This is a genomic window from Streptomyces sp. NPDC058758 (assembly GCF_042746075.1).
In the GTDB taxonomy this organism is placed as follows: Bacteria; Actinomycetota; Actinomycetes; order Streptomycetales; family Streptomycetaceae; genus Streptomyces.
In genome coordinates, this window is the sequence record NZ_JBHYPS010000004.1 from 1 (window position 1) to 16,803 (window position 16,803).

Consider the following 16,803-nt stretch of genomic DNA (forward strand, 5'->3'; position numbering starts at 1 on the left):
GCCGCCGCGAACGGAGCGATCTTCGCCTCCGCCAGCGCACGCACCGACTCCCGGAGCATCTCGTGCTCCTCGGAGGTCCGGTACAGGTCGAAGTCAGCCGATCCCGCCACGTTCGTTCACTCCCACGTCTGCTAACTACCGTTAAGTAACCCAAAGGGTAGGGCGTGACCGGGGCCCCTGTCAGGGCCCGACTATGCTCGGGCAGGCAGTTTCGCCCGACGTCACTGGAGTCCCGCATGGCCCTGAAGATCACCGTGATCGGCACCGGATACCTCGGCGCCACCCACGCCGCGGCCATGGCGGAGATGGGCTTCGAGGTGCTCGGCCTGGACGTGGTGCCCGAGAAGGTCGAGCTGCTGGCCTCCGGACGCGTCCCGATGTACGAACCCGGCCTGGAGGAACTGCTCGCCCGGCACGTCGCCGGGATCGAGGGCTCCACCGGCCGGCTGCGCTTCACCACCTCCTGGGAGGAGGTGGGCGCCTTCGGCGACGTCCACTTCGTGTGCGTGAACACCCCGCAGAAGCACGGCGAGTACGGCTGCGACATGAGCTACGTCGACGCCGCCTTCGCCTCGCTCTCCGCCGTCGCCCGCGAGGGCTCCCTGGCCGTCGGCAAGTCGACCGTCCCGGTCGGTTCGGCCGAGCGGCTGGCCGGCGTGCTGCCGGAGGGCGTGGCACTGGCCTGGAACCCGGAGTTCCTCCGCGAGGGCTTCGCCGTCCAGGACACCCTGCACCCGGACCGGATCGTCGTCGGCGTGCGCGGCGACGACGACGGGCGGGCCGAGAAGCTGCTCCGCGAGGTGTACGCGGTCCCCGTCGCCGAGGGCTCGCCCTTCGTCCTCACCGACTTCCCCACCGCCGAGCTGGTCAAGACGGCCGCGAACTCCTTCCTCGCCACCAAGATCTCCTTCATCAACGCGATGGCCGAGATCTGCGAGGCGGCCGGCGGCGACGTCGCCAAGCTCGCCGAGGCCATCGGCCACGACGACCGGATCGGCAACAAGTTCCTGCGGGCCGGCGTCGGCTTCGGCGGCGGCTGCCTGCCCAAGGACATCCGGGCGTTCATGGCCCGGGCGGGCGAGCTGGGCGTCGACCAGGCGCTGACCTTCCTCCGCGAGATCGACTCGATCAACATGCGGCGCCGCGGCCAGATGGTCGAGATGGCCCGCGAGGCGCTCGGCGGCGACTCCTTCCTGGGCCGCCGGGTCGCCGTCCTCGGCGCCACCTTCAAGCCGGACTCGGACGACGTCCGCGACTCCCCCGCGCTCAACGTCGCCGGCCAGATACACCTCCAGGGCGGCCAGGTCACCGTCTACGACCCCAAGGGCATGGAGAACGCCCGCAAGGTCTTCCCGACCCTCGGCTACGCGGACTCGGCCCTGGAGGCCGTCCGGGGCGCGGACGTGGTCCTGCACCTGACGGAGTGGCGCGAGTTCCGCGAGCTGGACCCGGCGGAGCTGGCCGCGGCCGTCTCCTCCCCGGTCCTCCTCGACGGGCGCAACGCCCTGGACGGCGAGCGGTGGCGGGCGGCCGGCTGGACGTACCGCGCGATGGGCCGCCCGCGGGCCTGACGCACGGGGGAAGGGGCGCACCGGACGGATCCGGTGCGCCCCTTCCTCCTCGTGGGCCCTTCACGGGCGTACGGGTGCGGCTCAGGCGGCCACGGGCCTGATCCGGTTCGTCCGGGACAGGAACTCGGTCTCGCGCAGGGCGCGGGTCGTGTTCCCGTGGGCCAGGCCCACCAGGTCCCGGGCCGGCCAGCCGCGCCGCAGCAGCTCCGCGAAGAGCGGTACGTAGCCGGTGCCCGGAGCCGTCAGGTGCGAGAGGCCCGTGGAGGCGGGCCCTGCCCCGTCGCGCACCCGGTCGAGGAGGTCGGCGGCGGCCCCGGGGTCGTCGCCGACGGTGACCATGCAGACCGCGCCGTTCTCGCCGAGGAGCCGCAGCACGTCGTCCGCCAGGGTCTCCGGGGCGGCCCGGGTGAGCAGGACGGGGGCGCGGGTGACGGCGAGGACCTTGCGGACGGTGTCCTGGTCGGCGCCGGTGAGGTCGACGGCGAGGCCGATGCGGTTCATCTCGCGGACCGCCTCGCGGGCGAAGCGGTCGAAGCGGGTGAGGTTCACGGCCCGCACGCCGAGGGCGTGGTAGGCCCGCAGGGTGGCGGCGGAGCCGCCGAGGGCGGTCCAGCTCACCGGCCCGAGGAGGGCGGCGACCCGGCCGCAGTTGCGGGCGTGGACCATCTCCGAGGTGGTGTGCGCCAGGCGCAGGTCCTCGGGGCAGGCGGCGACGAGCGCGCGGACGGTGTCGAGGCGGCGCAGGGTGCCGATGACGTCGTCCGAGTCCACGCGCAGCGACCAGAACTGGGCGCCGGCCTCCTCGGCCCGGGCGGGCGGCAGGTCCTCGGGGTCGAGGAGCACGGGGAGTTCGGCGTACCCCTCGATGACGGGCTGGGCGGCGAGGATCGCCCGGGCGCGGGCGGTCTCGTCGAGCGGCGGGGGTGGTGGCTCCGGGGGTTCCAGCGCGCCGACCGCGCCGGAGGCGGCAGAGAAGGGGGGATGATCGTCTAGATCTGCCATGGCACTACTCACACTTCCGAACTCGGTGATGCAGTACTACCCCGCCGAAGGAGGCGGGGCAGTACCGTCCACCGTGCCAGCGGGGCCCTTCCGGGGCCCGCCGGACTGCGCCGTACGGGTGAGGCCTCAGACGCCGTCGAGCTGCGCGATCGTCGCGTGGGAGGCGGGGGTGCGGGCGGTCAGGTCGCGGGCGACGGACTCGGCGTCGCGCAGTGCGCGGAGCGCGTTCGACCAGGTCAGCTTGGTGAGGTCGGCCCGGGACCAGCCGCGGTCGAGGAGTTCGGCGATCAGGTTCGGGTAGCCGGCGACGTCGTCGAGGCCGGCCGGGGTGAAGGCGGTGCCGTCGTAGTCGCCGCCGATGCCGATGTGGTCGACGCCGGCGGCCTCGCGCATGTGGTCGAGGTGGTCGGCGACGGTGGCGGCGGTGGCGACCGGGCGCGGGTGCTCCGCCTCGAAGGCGGCGTGCAGCTCCTTCGCCCGCGGGGTGGTGTCGAGGTGGTGCAGGCCGTGGGCGCGGAGGTTCGCGTCGGCGCGCAGGGTCCACTCGACGGCCGCGGGGAGGATGAACTTCGGGACGAAGGTCGCCATCGCCACGCCGCCGTTGGCGGGCAGCCGCTCCAGGACGTCGTCCGGGACGTTGCGCGGGTGGTCGCAGACCGCGCGCGCGGAGGAGTGCGAGAAGATCACCGGCGCGGCGCTCTCGTCCAGGGCGTCCCGCATGGTCGTCGCGGCGACGTGCGAGAGGTCGACCAGCATGCCGCAGCGGTTCATCTCGCGGACGACGGCGCGGCCGAAGGCGGTGAGGCCGCCGTGCCGGGGCTCGTCGGTGGCGGAGTCGGCCCAGTCGTTGTTCTCGTTGTGCGTGAGGGTCATGTAGCGCACGCCGAGGGTGTGGAAGGCGCGCAGGGTGGCCAGCGAGTTGTCGATGGAGTGGCCGCCCTCGGCGCCCTTGAGGGAGGCGATCCGGCCCTCCTCGCGGGCCTTGGCGACGTCGTCGGCGGTCCGGGCGGGCGCCAGGTCGGCCGCGTACCGCTCGACGAGCCGGTCGACGGCGTCGATCTGCTCCAGGGTGGCGCTCACCGCGTGGTCGCCGGTGAGCCGGCCCGGCACGTAGACGGACCAGAACTGGGCGCCGACCCCGCCGGCGCGGAGCCGGGCGAGGTCGGTGTGGAGGGAGGCCGAGCGGTCGCCCGCGATGTCGAGCTTGTCGAGGTCGTAGCCGCACTGTTCGCGCAGCGCCCACGGGAGGTCGTTGTGCCCGTCGACGACGGGGGCCTCCGCGAGGAGGGCGCGGGCCTCGGCGAGCCGCTCGGCCGCGCTCACCGGGCGAACCCGAAGGAGTCCGTGCCCTCGACCTTGGCGCGCAGGCGCTTGCCCTTCTCGGTGGCCTGGGCGTTGAGGTCCTGGAGGAAGTCGCTCATCCGGGCCTGGAGCTCGGGGTCGGAGGCGGCGAGGATCCGGGCGGCGAGCAGGCCCGCGTTCCGGGCGCCGGCGACGGAGACCGTGGCGACCGGGATGCCGGCGGGCATCTGGACGATCGAGAGCAGCGAGTCCATGCCGTCGAGGTACTTCAGCGGCACGGGGACGCCGATGACCGGGAGCGGGGTGACCGAGGCGAGCATGCCCGGGAGGTGGGCGGCGCCGCCGGCGCCCGCGACGATCGCCCTGAGGCCCCGGCCGGCGGCCTCCTCGCCGTACGCGATCATCTCGCGCGGCATCCGGTGCGCGGAGACGACGTCGACCTCGTAGGGGATCTCGAACTCGTCGAGCGCCTGGGCGGCGGCCTCCATGACGGGCCAGTCGGAGTCGGAGCCCATCACGATGCCGATGAGCGGGTTGCTCGCCTGGTTACTCAACGATCGTCCCTCGCAGGTAGTCGGCGGCGTGGCGGGCGCGCTCCAGCACCTCGTCCAGGTCGTCGCCGTAGGTGTTGACGTGGCCGACCTTGCGGCCGGGCTTCACGTCCTTGCCGTACATGTGGATCTTGAGCTGCGGGTCCCTGGCCATGCAGTGCAGGTAGCCCTGGTACATGTCCGGGTAGTCGCCGCCGAGGACGTTGCACATCACGGTCCACGGGGCGCGCGGGCGGGGGTCGCCGAGCGGCAGGTCGAGGACGGCGCGGACGTGGTTGGCGAACTGGCTGGTGATCGCCCCGTCCTGGGTCCAGTGGCCGGAGTTGTGCGGGCGCATCGCCAGTTCGTTGACGAGGATGCGGCCGTCGGTGGTCTGGAAGAGCTCCACGGCGAGGTGGCCGACGACGCCGAGTTCCTTGGCGATCCGCAGGGCCAGCTCCTGGGCCTGCCCGGCCAGCTCCTCGTCGAGGTCGGGGGCGGGCGCGATCACGGTGTCGCAGACGCCGTCGACCTGGCGGGACTCGACCACCGGGTAGGCGACGGCCTGGCCGTGGGGGGAGCGGACGATGTTCGCCGCGAGCTCGCGGACGAAGTCGACCTTCTCCTCGGCGAGCACGGGCACCCCGGCGAGGAAGGCGTCGCGGGCGTCCTCGGCGGTGCGGACGAACCAGACGCCCTTGCCGTCGTAGCCGCCGCGCACGGTCTTGAGGATGATCGGGAAGCCGTCGCCCTCCTCGGCGAAGGCGACCGCGTCCGCCGGGTCGGCCACGATGCGGTGGCGGGGGCTGGGCGCGCCGATCTCGTCGAGCCTCGCCCGCATCACGCCCTTGTCCTGGGCGTGCACCAGGGCGTCGGGCCCGGGGCGGACGGGGATGCCGTCGGCCTCCAGGGCGCGCAGGTGCTCGGTGGGGACGTGCTCGTGATCGAAGGTGATCACGTCGCAGCCGCGGGCGAACGCGCGGAGCGTGTCCAGGTCGCGGTAGTCGCCGACGACGACCTCACCGGCCACCTGCGCCGCCGAGTCCTGCGGGGTGTCACTGAGGAGCTTGAACTTGATGCCGAGGGGGATGCCCGCCTCGTGGGTCATACGGGCGAGCTGACCGCCGCCGACCATGCCTACTACCGGGAACGTCACCCTCTTAGGGTATCCGCACCATCCGTGAACACTCTTCCGGCTGTGGATTGACACAAGGCGTGACGGGGCCCGGCCGGGTTTTCCACAGGTTTCGCGGCTACCCGGGCGGGTGACAGGGGAGGCTGGTTAGCATGAGTGGGTTGACGTCGCCCGGACGTCACCCGACGGACGGACCGACCCCACCATGAGCGAACCCGGCGCGCTGCGCATGCGACTCGCCCTGCTCGGCCGCGAGGTCGCCAAGTTCGGAGTGGTCGGCGGCCTCGGCGTCCTGGTCAACCTGGTCGTCTTCAACCTGGTCCGGCACACCACGGAGCTTCCGGTGGTGCGGGCCAGCCTGATCGCCACGATCGTCGCCATCGCCTTCAACTACGTGGGGTTCCGCTACTTCACGTACCGCGACCGCGACAAGTCGGGCCGCACCAAGGAGATGACCCTCTTCCTGCTGTTCAGCCTCGTCGGGCTCGTGATCGAGAACGGCGTGCTGTACGCGGCGACGTACGGCTTCGGCTGGAACGGCTCGCTGGCGAGCAACTTCTTCAAGTTCTTCGGAATCGGCCTCGGGACCCTGTTCCGCTTCTGGTCGTACCGCACCTGGGTGTTCCGGGCGCTGCCGGCGAAGGAGGCCGTGCAGACGGCCGAGTCCTTCCTGGAGCAGACGGAGCCGGTCCCTTCGCCCCGGCAGGTGCGCCGGCGCCAGCCCGACCGGGTCTGACCCGGGCCCTCACCGTACGGGGCGCTCCCGCGGCTCCTCGTCGACGCCGCGGGCCTCGCGGCTGAGGAAGAGCGCGAAGACCGGCGGCTGCTGCTGGAGCAGTTCCAGGCGCCCGCCGTCCGCCTCCGCGAGGTCGCGGGCGACCGCGAGGCCGATGCCGGTGGAGCTGCGGCCGCTGACCGCCCGCTCGAAGATCCGCGCGCCGAGGTCGGCGGGGACGCCGGGGCCCTCGTCGGTGACCTCGATCACGGACTGGTTGCCGATGACCCGGGTGCGCAGGGCGACCGTGCCGCCGCCGTGCATGAGCGAGTTCTCGATGAGCGCGGCGAGGACCTGGGCGACCGCGCCGGGGGTGCCGATCGCCCGCATGCCCTGCTTGCCGGAGCGGACGATGGCGCGGCCCGCGCTGCGGTAGGCGGGGCGCCACTCCTCGATCTGCTGCTTGACGACCTCGTCGAGGTCGAAGGCGACGGCGGAGCCGGAGCGGGGGTCCCGGGAGTTGGTGAGCAGCCGCTCGACGACGTCGGTGAGCCGCTCGACCTGGGTGAGCGCGATCGTCGCCTCCTCCTTGACCGTGTCCAGGTCGTCGGCGAGGGCGACCTCCTCCAGGCGCATGGAGAGCGCGGTCAGCGGGGTACGGAGCTGGTGGGAGGCGTCGGCGGCGAGCCGGCGCTCGGCGGTGAGCATCCGGGCGATCCGTTCGGCGGAGGCGTCGAGGACGTCCGCGACCCGGTCCAGCTCGGGCACCCCGTACCGCTTGTGGCGGGGCCGGGGGTCGCCGGAGCCGAGGCGCTCGGCGGTCTCGGCGAGGTCGGTGAGCGGGGAGGCGAGCCGGTTCGCCTGGCGCACGGCGAGGAGGACGGCGGCGAGGACGGCGAGGCCGGCGACGGCGCCGATGATCAGGGCGGTGCTGCCGACCTCGGAGGTGACGGCGGAGCGGGACTCCTCGACGACCACGGTCTCGCCGCGCTCGCCCTCGGCGTAGCCGCGGATGACGCTGCCGGTGGGGCGGGTGCCGATCTCGATGGGCGGGCGGCCGGGGATGGTGACGAGCGCGTACCGCTTCGCGCCGCTCTGCTCCGCGAGGATGCCGGGGTTGACGGGCTCGCCGCCGATGAGCCGGCTGTCGACGATCGAGACGATGCGGAGGGCCTCGGCGTCGACGCTCTCCTGGGCGCTGCTGGTGATCGTCCTCGTCTCGACGAGGACGAGGGAGACGCCGAAGACGGCGATCACCACGAGGACGACGGCGAGGGTGGAGGTGATGAGGCGGCGGCGCACGTGCCCTCCCGGGCGGGGTGGGGTGGGGGTCTGGGGCGCGGGGCGCGGGGCCCTTGTCGGTGCGGGCTGCCCGGGGCGGGGCCTTGTCGGTGCGGGCCGCCCGGGCTGCGGGCGCTGGAGCCGGGCCCGGCGGTCCGGGCGCGGGAGCCCGGGCCCGGAAGCCCGGGGGCGGCTGGGCTCCCCGCCCCCCCGCGCGCCCGCCCTCCCCCGAGCTCTCCGCTTCGCTCGAACAGGGGTCCCGTCGCCCTGCGGGACGCCTGCCCGCACGGGGGGGGCGGGGCGCGGCCCGCAGCCGGGGCGGGCGCGTGCCCCGTGAGGGCGGCGTGCCCGCGCGGGGGCGCCCGCCTGGGGGCGCGGGCCCGCGGGGCTAGCTCTTCTCGAAGCGGAAGCCGACGCCCCTCACCGTGGCGATGTAGCGGGGGTTGGCCGCGTCGTCGCCGAGCTTCTTGCGGAGCCAGGAGATGTGCATGTCGAGGGTCTTGGTGGAGGACCACCAGGTGGTGTCCCAGACCTCGCGCATGAGCTGGTCGCGGGTGACGACCCGGCCCGCGTCGCGGACGAGGACGCGCAGGAGGTCGAACTCCTTCGCCGTGAGCTGGAGCTCCTCCTCGCCCATCCAGGCGCGGTGCGACTCGACGTCGATGCGCACGCCGTGGGTGGCGGGCGCGGGGGCCGGCTCGGTGGCGCCGCGCCGGAGGAGGGCCCGGACGCGGGCGAGCAGCTCGGCCAGGCGGAAGGGCTTGGTGACGTAGTCGTCGGCGCCCGCGTCGAGCCCGACGACGGTGTCGACCTCGTCCGCGCGGGCGGTGAGGACCAGGATCGGGACCGTGTGGCCGTCGGCGCGCAGCCGGCGGGCGACCTCCAGGCCGTCCATGCCGGGCAGGCCCAGGTCGAGCACGACCAGGTCGACGCCGCCCTGGAGGCCGGTGTCGAGCGCGGTCGGCCCGTCCTCGCGGACCTCGACCTCGTACCCCTCTCTCCGCAGGGCGCGGGCCAGCGGCTCCGAGATGGATGCGTCGTCCTCGGCGAGCAGTACACGGGTCATGGGGTGATGGTAGTCCGCGCGGGTGGCGGGCCGGGGCGGGTTCGGGGGGCGGTGGCGGGAGCCTCCGAAGCTGGGTGCGTAACCTGTACATCACCTTGGAATGGCGCCCGTTGGTTCCTTCGTCACCTGTGATCCATCTCTCAAGTCCTTCCATATCCGGCACTGTCGTGTCGTATGGTGGCGAGACGTCTGTAGCGGTAATCGGGGACCTTTGGCCTGCTTCGTCAGCCAAGGTCCTCTTCTCTGCTGGAGGTTGGCCCTGCCACCCTCGGACGGTGAAAGACCTGTGGGCCGGGTCCCGCCGCGTGACGACGCGCGGCGGGGCGTGGATCCCGGCCGGGACGCGAACGCCCCGGCCGGTGCCGGCCACCCCCCACCGGGCGCATCACGCTCACGAGGCGTCGCGTCCCGACAGAGCAAGGATCGACATGGCGGCAACGACCGTTTCCGCGGGTTCGGAGAAGACCTTCTTCGGGCACCCCCGCGGCCTCGCCACCCTCTTCATGACCGAGATGTGGGAGCGTTTCTCCTACTACGGCATGCGGGCGCTTCTCGTCCTGTACCTGGTCTCCGGCGGCGCCGACGCGGCGGTCGGCAGCCAGGGTGGCGGACTGGCCATGACGGCCGCCACGGCCACGGCGATCTACTCCGTGTACGTGTCGATGGTCTACCTGATGGCCATGCCGGGCGGCTGGTTCGGCGACCGCGTCTGGGGCGCGCGCAAGACCGTCGCGATCGCCGGCTTCGTGATCATGGCCGGTCACCTGTCGCTGGCGATCCCGGGCCAGGCGATGTTCTTCGTCGGCCTGGCGCTCGTCGCGGCCGGTTCCGGTCTGCTCAAGGCCAACATCTCGACGATGGTCGGCCACCTCTACGACGGCCCGGACGACCCGCGCCGCGACGGCGGCTTCACCCTCTTCTACATCGGCATCAACCTCGGCGCCTTCGTCGCCCCGTTCGTCGTCGGCACCGTCGGCGAGAAGGTCAACTGGCACCTCGGCTTCGCCCTCGCCGCGCTCGGCATGGGCGTGGGTCTGCTCCAGTTCCTGGTCGGCACGAAGCACCTGAGCGCGAAGAGCAACGTCGTCCCGAACCCGCTGTCCCCGGCCGAGCGCAAGAACATGCTGGTCAAGGTCGCGCTGGTGCTCGTCGTCGCCGCCGCCTTCTACGGCGTCGTCGTCGCCATGGGCATGTACACCCTGAACTGGGCGCTCGTCCCGATCACCCTCGCCGGCCTGATCATCCCGGTCGCCGTCCTCGTCCGCATCAAGCGCGACAAGGACCTCTCGTCGACCGAGCAGTCGAAGATGACCGGCTACATCTGGTTCTTCGTGGCCGCCGCCGTCTTCTGGATGATCTACGACCAGGGCGGTTCGACCCTGTCGCTCTTCGCCGACGACAAGACCGCGGACACCGTCTTCGGCCTCGGCTTCCCGGCCACCTGGTACCAGTCCCTGAACCCGCTCTTCGTCATGGCGCTGGCCCCGGTCTTCGCCTGGCTGTGGCTGTGGCTGGCCCGCAAGAACCAGGAGCCGAACACCATCGTGAAGTTCGCGATGGGCCTGGTCCTGGTCGGCGCCTCGTTCTTCGTCTTCATCGTCCCGATGAACATGGCGGGCGACGGCACCAAGGTCTCCCCGATGTGGCTGGTCTCGATCTACATGATCCAGACCATCGGCGAGCTGTGCCTCTCCCCGGTCGGCCTCTCGGTGACCACGAAGATGGCGCCGCAGAAGTACGCCTCCCAGATGATGGGCGTCTGGTTCCTCGCCGTCACCGCCGGCGACTGCACCACGGGCCTGCTCTCGCTGGCCGGCGTGGACCTGAACGGCACGGGGGTGATCGCCCTGGAGGCGTCCCTCGCGGTCGTCGCGGGCCTCGCGGTCTACATGTACCGCAAGAAGGTCCAGACCCTCATGGGCGACGTGCACTGACGCACGGCAGGACGCACGGGGAGGGCCCCGGGACACCGCACGGTGTCCCGGGGCCCTCCCCGTGTGCCGCGGGGTCCTATCGGGTGCGGCGGCCCAGGCGCCGCCACGGGGTGAAGGTGAAGACGGCGCCGCCGAGGAGGATCGCCGTGCCGGCGACCAGGCCGAGGGCGCGCAGCGCGCCGTCGTCCTCGGCGCCGGTCTGGGCGAGGCCGCCGCCGGAGCCGTTCCCGGAGCCGTTGCCGGAGCCGGAGTCGTTGCCGCCGGAGCCGTTTCCGCTGCCGTCCGAGCCGCCGTTGTCGCCGGAGCCGTTGGCGCCGCCGGGCTGCTCGGCGGTGTCGAGGGTGAGGGACGCGGCGGTGGCGCCCTTCACCGTGCAGGGGATCTTGATCGGCTCGGCGTCCTTCGAGAGGACCACGGTGATGGTGAGGTTGCCCGGGGTGAGCGTGGCCCTGCCGGTGGTGCCGGGGCGGTAGGTGCCCTTCATGTCGGTGAGGCTGACCATCTCCTTCAGCTTGAGCGCGGTCGGGTTGGGCGCGCCGGTCACCTTGACGGTGCCTTCGTCGTCCCCGCCGATCTTGATGTCCATGCTGGGCGTGAGGGCCTTCGCGGGCAGCGGGGCCGGGGTCGGCATGACGCCCTTGGCGGTCTTGACCGTCAGGTCGTACCCGCCGCCGTTCTTCTTGGCGTCGACCGACACCTTGGTGGTGATGGAGGGCGGGGCGCCGGGGCCGGTGCAGGCGAAGGCCACGTCGACCGACTTGCCCGTGAACTCGGTCTGCCCGCCGGAGCCGGAGCCCCCGCCGTCGGAGCCGCCGGAAGCGGAACCGCCGCCGGAGCCCGAACCCGATCCGGAGCCCGAACCCGAGCCCGAACCTGAGCCCGAACCCGAACCCGAGCCCGAGCCCGAGCCGCCGCCCGACCCCCCGCCGCCGTCGGTCACCTTGATCGTGGCGCCGACCGGGACCTTCTCCTTCGGGGTGCACGCGGTGTTCGTGGACATCGGCTTCGACACGTTGATCGTGTACGCGTCGGGCGTCAGCGTGACGTCGCCCGCCCTGGTCAGCTTCAGGGTGCCCTTCATCTCGGGCAGCACCATGGCGGTGTTCTTGGGGATCGGCGGGTTCTGCCGGGGTCCCTCCATGGCGACCGTGCCGCTCTGCGCCCCGGCGACCTTCATGGTGCCCGTCGGTTTGACGGTGTTCGCGTCCAGGTCGAGCATGTCGGGGTTCTTGGAGGCCGGCTTCACGGTCTTCCACACGACCTCGACGGTGTCCCCGACCTTGGCCGTGGCGGGGGCGGTGACGAGCACCGTGGTGGTGCCCTGGACCGGCGGGAGGCCGGAGATCGACGGCGGGATGCACTCCGTCTTGAACGAGATCTGGGCGGCCTGGGCGGGACCGGCGGAAAGCAGGATCCCCGCGCCGCCGAGCATCAGCGCGATCCCGGCCGCGCTCATCCTCCGTTGCGTGCTCACGAATGTCCCTTCGTCGTCGGACTGTTCTCGGTGGGTGCGGAGTCGGGGAGGAACCACGGCAGCGCCGCGGCCGTCCCGGGGCCGCCCGCGTCCGCCGTGACGGGGACGGGGACGGAGTCGCGGTTCCGGCCGCCGGCCCGGTCGACGAGGACCATGCCGATCCGGAAGAGGGCGGCGGGCACGACCAGGGCGAGCAGGGCCCAGAAGAGGACCACGCCCCAGGGCCGGCCCACCCGCCAGGGCTGCTCGGCCAGGACCTTGCCGCCGTAGGAGACGGAGACCCGGTAGTCGCCGTGGGCGCCCGCGGAGAGTTCGACGTCCAGCTCGATCCGGGCCTTCTGGCCGGGCTTGATGGTGCCGCGCCACTGGCGCTCCTCGTCGCGCGGGGCGAGGACGCCGCGGGCGGTGCCGACGAGGAAGACCGGGTCGCGCACGGGGGCCGTGCCGAGGTTCCCGACGGTGAGGACGACGGTCCGGCCCGGCGGCGCCCCGAACCAGGTGAGGACGCCGCCCGACCCCTCCAGACGGGCGGCGGTGAGGACGGCGAGCCGTCCGTCGCCGGTGGCGTCGGGGAGCGGGGCGGTGGGGTGGCCGGTGACGGTGAGGGCGGCGTCGACGACGTCCTGCTGCCCGGTGACGCCCGAGACGTGGACGACGCAGGGACAGGGCTTCGGCGGGGCGGCGACCGGCAGCTTGACGCTGAAGGCGCCGCGCGGGTCGACGGTGGCGGCCCGGCCGTCGGTGTTGGCGCAGCTGTTGGTGCCGCCGACGACGCCCTTGTCGGGGGTGGCCTGGCCGCAGAGCAGGACCATCAGGAGCGCACCGGCCTTCCAGCCGGTGCCGCTGACGGTGATCTCGCCGCCCTTGGGCGCCTGGCCGTGCGAGACGGCCACGGCGGGGTCGCCCGCGGCGGGGGCGGCCCGCGCGGGGACGGCCGGGAGCAGGGCGAGGGCGAGGGCCGCGAGCAGCGCGGCCAGGGCCGTACGGGCACGGGCGGCCGGTCTCATGCGGGGGCTCCCTTCGTACGGGCCCGGCGCCGGAGCCGGTACGCGGCCGCGCCCGCCGCCGCGAGGAGCGGCACGGCGGCGCCGGCGAGGGCGGGCGCGGAGGCGAAGACGGCGCCGGTGGCGGCGGTGGCGGGGGCGGCTCCGGGGGCGGTGGCGGTGAGCCGGACGGTGACGGAGTCGAGGGCGGGCGGGTCGGGCCAGGGCTCGGTGCGGGCGGCGCGCTCGCCGGGGCGGAGGGTGACCGGCAGGGCGCGGCCGGGGAGGTCGAGGCGGGTGCCGAGGAGCCCTTCGGCGCGGACGGCGAGGAGGGGCCGGTCGAGGACGGTGCTGCCGCGGTTGACCAGGGTGTAGTGGAGGGTGCCGGTGGCCCGGTCGACGCGGGCGTCCTCGACGGTGAGGGCGGCGAGTTCGGGGCCGCTGACCTTGAGCCGCAGGTCGACGGCGGCGTTCCGGCCGCCGGCCGCGGCCCGTACCGTGCCGCGGTGCTCGCCGGGCGGGGTGGCGGCGTCGACGGTGACGGCGAAGGGCACGTCGGCGCGGGTGCGGGCGGGCACGGTGACGGTGCGGGCGGCGAAGGAGACGGCGGCGGGGCCGTCGCCCGTGAGGGTGACGGTGAGCGGGCGGGGGCCGGGGTTGGTGACGGAGAGGGTGTCCTCCAGGACGCTGCCGGCCGGGCCTTCGAGGTAGGCGTACGGCCGTCCGGCGGCGGGGGCGGCGGTCCACGGCGGGGCGGCGGGGGGCGCGGCGGCGAGGGTGCCGAGGACGGCGCCGGCGGCGAGGAGGGCGTACCGGGTCCTGGGCGGGACGGCACCGGCGGCGGGCGCGGGCCTGGTCACGGGCGGGCCGGGCGGGGGCGGCGGGTGAGCCAGAGGAGGCCGCCGACGCCGCCGAGGAGGACGGTGCCGCCGAGGGTGCCGAGGGCGGTGGTGGTGGAGAGGCCGCCCGTCTTCGGGAGTTCGCCGCCGGGCAGGGCCGTGTCCTCGTCCTCCCCGGAGCCCTCCGCGCCGGGCGCGGGTCCTTCCTCCGGGAGACCGGTGACGGTGAGGGTGAGGGAGGGACGGGGCGCGCCGGCGGGCTTGCAGACGGCGGCGTCCATGCCGAGGGCACGGACGGTGAGCACCCCGGCGGTGAAGGTGACCGTGCCGTTCTTCTCCGGCGTGTAGGTGCCGGTGAGGGTGCCGATGCGGACGGGGGTGAAGGCGGGGACGGCGGCGGGGTTGGGGACGCCCTTCACCTGGACGGTGCCCCGGCCGTCGCCGCCGAGGACGAGGTCGGCGCGGGGGGTCATGACGCCCTTGGGGAGTTCGACGGGGCTGTCGGAGACGCCCTTGTCGAAGGTCATGGTGATCGCGTAGGCGTCGCCCTTCCGCTCGGCCGTGACGTCCACGGGCGAGACGGCGGCGCGGTCGCCGATCTCCGTGGCGCACTCGTACCTGACGTCGACGACCTCGGCGTGGGCGGCGGGCGCGGCGGCCAGCCCGGCCGGGGCCCAGACCGCGACGGCGGCCGTGAGCACGGCGGCCGCCCTCCTCCGGTTCGGCTTCCTGTCCACCCGCGACCCCTCACCGCATTTTCCTGACGTGCCATCAGATTGGGCGTCAAGGTACGCCTGGGGCCGTACAGAAGGAAGAAGAGCGACGGTGAAAGTCCTGCGGCGGTCGCGCGGGGAGGGGGAGCGGGCGGGGCGACTGGCGGGCGGGCAATCCTCAGGCGGGAGAGGCGAGTTCGGCCCAGACGGTCTTGCCGGGGGCGCCCGGCACGCGCTCGATGCCCCAGTCGAGGCAGAGCCGCTGCACGATGAACATGCCGTGCCCGCCGGGGCGTCCGGCCCGGTGCGGGGTGCGGGGCGCGGGCTGGCCGGCGCCCCGGTCGGTGACCTCCAGGCGGATGGTGGTGGCGAGCCGGAGCACCCGGAGCCGCTCGGGCCCCTCGGCGTGCAGACAGGCGTTGGTGACGAGTTCGGAGACGACGAGCAGGACGTCCTCGGCGGCGGCCCTGCGGTCGGCGCCGACGGCGGGCAGCCAGCCCCACTCGGTCAGCGCGGTGCGGGTGAAGTCCCGGGCGAGCGGGACGGTGCCGCTGGTCTCGCCGAGCGCGAGGGTACGGACGTCGGAAGCCTGGTCCATCAGCACTTCACCTCACCGGTCGACGGGACAACAGGGGCAGGGGCAGGGGAGGGCGGCGGGGGTCAGCCGGAGTCGGGCAGGGCGGCGGCGAGGGTGTCGTGCACGGTGAAGACGGCCTCCGCCCCGGTGATCCGGAAGACCCGGGCCACGGCCGGCCGCATGGCCGCCAGGTGGACCGCGCCGCCGGCGGCCTCGGCGCGCAGCCGGGCCCCGAGGAGCACGTTGAGCCCGGTCGAGTCGCAGAAGCCGAGCCCCGCGCAGTCGACGACGAGCCGGACGCGGCCCGCGTCGAGGGCAGCGTCGAGCGGAGCGCGCAGGAGCTCGGCGGTGTGGTGATCGAGCTCACCCACCGGCACGAGAAGTTCGACGCCACCGTCCAGGGTCGTGGCCTCGACCCGCAGCCGCGCGGGCTGCGCGCTGCCGATGTGCTGGCGGTCCATGGCGGGGCCCCTCCTCGATCGACTCCGTCGAACCCTACTAGTGGGGCCCCGTTCGGCGCACACAAGCCCCCCGCAAAACCACCCATAACGGATTATTGCCACTTGCAACGATCGCCGCCGAGCAGGTAGGGCTAGTAAGGAACACCCGATCCAGCCGGCTTTGGAGGCGCCGCACACGCACCCGGACACCCGACCCAGGAGGAGACCCATGTCACCCCGGCTCGACGCCCCGCGCACCCCCACCGCGCCGTCGACACCAGCCCTTCCCCGTCCCGCCGACCCCACACCCACATCCCCCACACCCGCCGCGCCCGCGCTCCCCGCGGCGCTCGACGGCCCGCTCGACAAGGTCGCCCCCGCCGACGCCCGCGCGCTCTCTAAGGACCTCTTCGCCCGGCTCGCCGAGCTGGAGGAGGGCACCCACGAGTACGCGTACGTCCGCAACACCCTCGTCGAGCTCAACCTGGCCCTGGTCCGCTTCGCCGCCGCCCGCTTCGGGACCCGCAGCGAACCGATGGAGGACATCGTCCAGGTCGGCACGATCGGCCTCATCAAGGCCATCGACCGCTTCGAACTCGCCCGCGGGGTCGAGTTCCCCACCTTCGCGATGCCGACCATCATCGGCGAGATCAAGCGCTTCTTCCGCGACACGTCCTGGTCCGTGCACGTCCCCCGGCGCCTCCAGGAACTCCGGCTCGACCTGGCCCGGGCCGGCGACGCCCTGTCCCAGCGCCTCGACCGGGCGCCCACCGTCGCCGAACTCGCCGCGGAACTCGGCATCGCCGAGGACGAGGTCGTCGAGGGCATGGCCGCCAGCAACGCCTACACGGCCGCCTCGCTCGACGCCCAGACCGAGGACGACGACCACGGGCAGAACGAGTCCGCCCTCGCCGACCGGCTCGGCTACGAGGACCACGGCCTGACCGGCATCGAGTACATCGCCTCCCTCAAGCCGATGATCGCCTCGCTGCCCGAACGCGAGCGGCTCATCCTCTCCCTCCGCTTCGTCACCGGGCTCACCCAGTCGGAGATCGGCGCCGAACTCGGCATCTCCCAGATGCACGTGTCCCGGCTGCTCTCCCGCACCCTCGGCCGGCTGCGCCGCGGACTCACCCTGGAGGAATGACCCCGCCCGCGGTGATCCGGTGGAATGACCTCCACCGGCCCTCGCGAACCGCCAAGATGGCGACGGAAAGGGCCCGTTCACGGTCTTCGACCCG

At 73.5% G+C, this 16,803-nt stretch carries 16 protein-coding genes; 4 read left to right on the plus strand and 12 right to left on the minus strand.

The genetic code is table 11. The annotated features are described in order from the left end of the window. Positions 1-236 precede the first annotated feature (236 nt). Positions 237-1,571, plus strand: coding sequence for a UDP-glucose/GDP-mannose dehydrogenase family protein (locus ACFW6A_RS06515; protein WP_351843700.1), 1,335 nt, complete (start codon positions 237-239; stop codon positions 1,569-1,571). Positions 1,572-1,652: 81 nt separating this feature from the next. Here ACFW6A_RS06515 and ACFW6A_RS06520 read toward each other — a convergent pair whose 3' ends face one another. The 4 genes from ACFW6A_RS06520 to ACFW6A_RS06535 form a co-directional block, all read right to left on the minus strand. Next, positions 1,653-2,573 (minus strand): membrane dipeptidase, encoded by a 921-nt coding sequence (locus tag ACFW6A_RS06520; RefSeq protein WP_351843698.1) that lies wholly within the window; start codon positions 2,571-2,573, stop codon positions 1,653-1,655. Between the two features lie 126 nt (positions 2,574-2,699). Next, the gene (locus ACFW6A_RS06525; protein ID WP_386639138.1) at positions 2,700-3,896 is read right to left on the minus strand and encodes a dipeptidase; all 1,197 of its coding nucleotides are present in this window, start codon (positions 3,894-3,896) and stop codon (positions 2,700-2,702) included. After that, the gene (gene purE, locus ACFW6A_RS06530; RefSeq protein ID WP_351843713.1) at positions 3,893-4,390 is read right to left on the minus strand and encodes a 5-(carboxyamino)imidazole ribonucleotide mutase; all 498 of its coding nucleotides are present in this window, start codon (positions 4,388-4,390) and stop codon (positions 3,893-3,895) included. Before purE ends, ACFW6A_RS06525 begins: the two co-directional genes overlap by 4 nt. A gap of 31 nt (positions 4,391-4,421) precedes the next feature. Next, positions 4,422-5,615 (minus strand): 5-(carboxyamino)imidazole ribonucleotide synthase, encoded by a 1,194-nt coding sequence (locus ACFW6A_RS06535; RefSeq protein WP_386639141.1) that lies wholly within the window; start codon positions 5,613-5,615, stop codon positions 4,422-4,424. Positions 5,616-5,745: 130 nt separating this feature from the next. Here ACFW6A_RS06535 and ACFW6A_RS06540 point away from each other — a divergent pair, with 130 nt between their 5' ends. Further along, on the plus strand, positions 5,746-6,276 hold the full coding sequence (locus ACFW6A_RS06540) for a GtrA family protein (RefSeq protein ID WP_351843692.1): 531 nt from the start codon (positions 5,746-5,748) through the stop codon (positions 6,274-6,276). A gap of 9 nt (positions 6,277-6,285) precedes the next feature. Here the strand turns inward: ACFW6A_RS06540 and ACFW6A_RS06545 are convergent, their stop codons facing one another. Further along, complete coding sequence (locus ACFW6A_RS06545; protein WP_351843690.1) at positions 6,286-7,557, minus strand: ATP-binding protein; 1,272 nt, start codon at positions 7,555-7,557, stop codon at positions 6,286-6,288. 367 nt (positions 7,558-7,924) lie between these two features. Then, positions 7,925-8,602 carry a response regulator transcription factor gene (locus tag ACFW6A_RS06550; RefSeq protein ID WP_043232119.1) on the minus strand — a complete coding sequence of 226 codons (678 nt, stop codon included), beginning with the start codon at positions 8,600-8,602 and terminating at the stop codon, positions 7,925-7,927. Between the two features lie 428 nt (positions 8,603-9,030). Between ACFW6A_RS06550 and ACFW6A_RS06555 the strand changes: the two genes are divergently transcribed. Further along, complete coding sequence (locus ACFW6A_RS06555; RefSeq protein ID WP_351843687.1) at positions 9,031-10,536, plus strand: oligopeptide:H+ symporter; 1,506 nt, start codon at positions 9,031-9,033, stop codon at positions 10,534-10,536. Positions 10,537-10,612: 76 nt separating this feature from the next. On the opposite strand, the gene ACFW6A_RS06560 is transcribed toward ACFW6A_RS06555, so the two are convergent. The 6 genes from ACFW6A_RS06560 to ACFW6A_RS06585 all read right to left on the minus strand — a co-directional run bounded on the left by ACFW6A_RS06560 (position 10,613) and on the right by ACFW6A_RS06585 (position 15,583). Continuing rightward, a complete protein-coding gene (locus tag ACFW6A_RS06560) occupies positions 10,613-11,992 on the minus strand; it encodes a hypothetical protein (RefSeq protein ID WP_351843711.1) in 1,380 nt (459 codons plus the stop codon). A 14-nt stretch (positions 11,993-12,006) separates the two neighbouring features. Beyond that, positions 12,007-13,017 (minus strand): hypothetical protein, encoded by a 1,011-nt coding sequence (locus ACFW6A_RS06565; RefSeq protein ID WP_351843685.1) that lies wholly within the window; start codon positions 13,015-13,017, stop codon positions 12,007-12,009. Further along, positions 13,014-13,853, minus strand: coding sequence for a hypothetical protein (locus ACFW6A_RS06570; RefSeq protein ID WP_351843682.1), 840 nt, complete (start codon positions 13,851-13,853; stop codon positions 13,014-13,016). The genes ACFW6A_RS06565 and ACFW6A_RS06570 overlap by 4 nt, the downstream gene beginning before the upstream one ends. Continuing rightward, entirely contained in the window at positions 13,850-14,533 is a 684-nt protein-coding gene (locus ACFW6A_RS06575) for a peptidase (protein WP_351843680.1), read from the minus strand. Before ACFW6A_RS06575 ends, ACFW6A_RS06570 begins: the two co-directional genes overlap by 4 nt. 190 nt (positions 14,534-14,723) lie before the next feature. After that, positions 14,724-15,143: an ATP-binding protein gene (locus ACFW6A_RS06580; protein WP_351843678.1), complete on the minus strand. Its 420-nt coding sequence runs from the start codon at positions 15,141-15,143 to the stop codon at positions 14,724-14,726. A gap of 62 nt (positions 15,144-15,205) precedes the next feature. Further along, positions 15,206-15,583 (minus strand): STAS domain-containing protein, encoded by a 378-nt coding sequence (locus ACFW6A_RS06585; RefSeq protein ID WP_351843676.1) that lies wholly within the window; start codon positions 15,581-15,583, stop codon positions 15,206-15,208. A 208-nt stretch (positions 15,584-15,791) separates the two neighbouring features. Between ACFW6A_RS06585 and ACFW6A_RS06590 the strand changes: the two genes are divergently transcribed. Next, positions 15,792-16,709: an RNA polymerase sigma factor SigF gene (locus ACFW6A_RS06590; RefSeq protein ID WP_351843674.1), complete on the plus strand. Its 918-nt coding sequence runs from the start codon at positions 15,792-15,794 to the stop codon at positions 16,707-16,709. Positions 16,710-16,803: the final 94 nt, after the last annotated feature.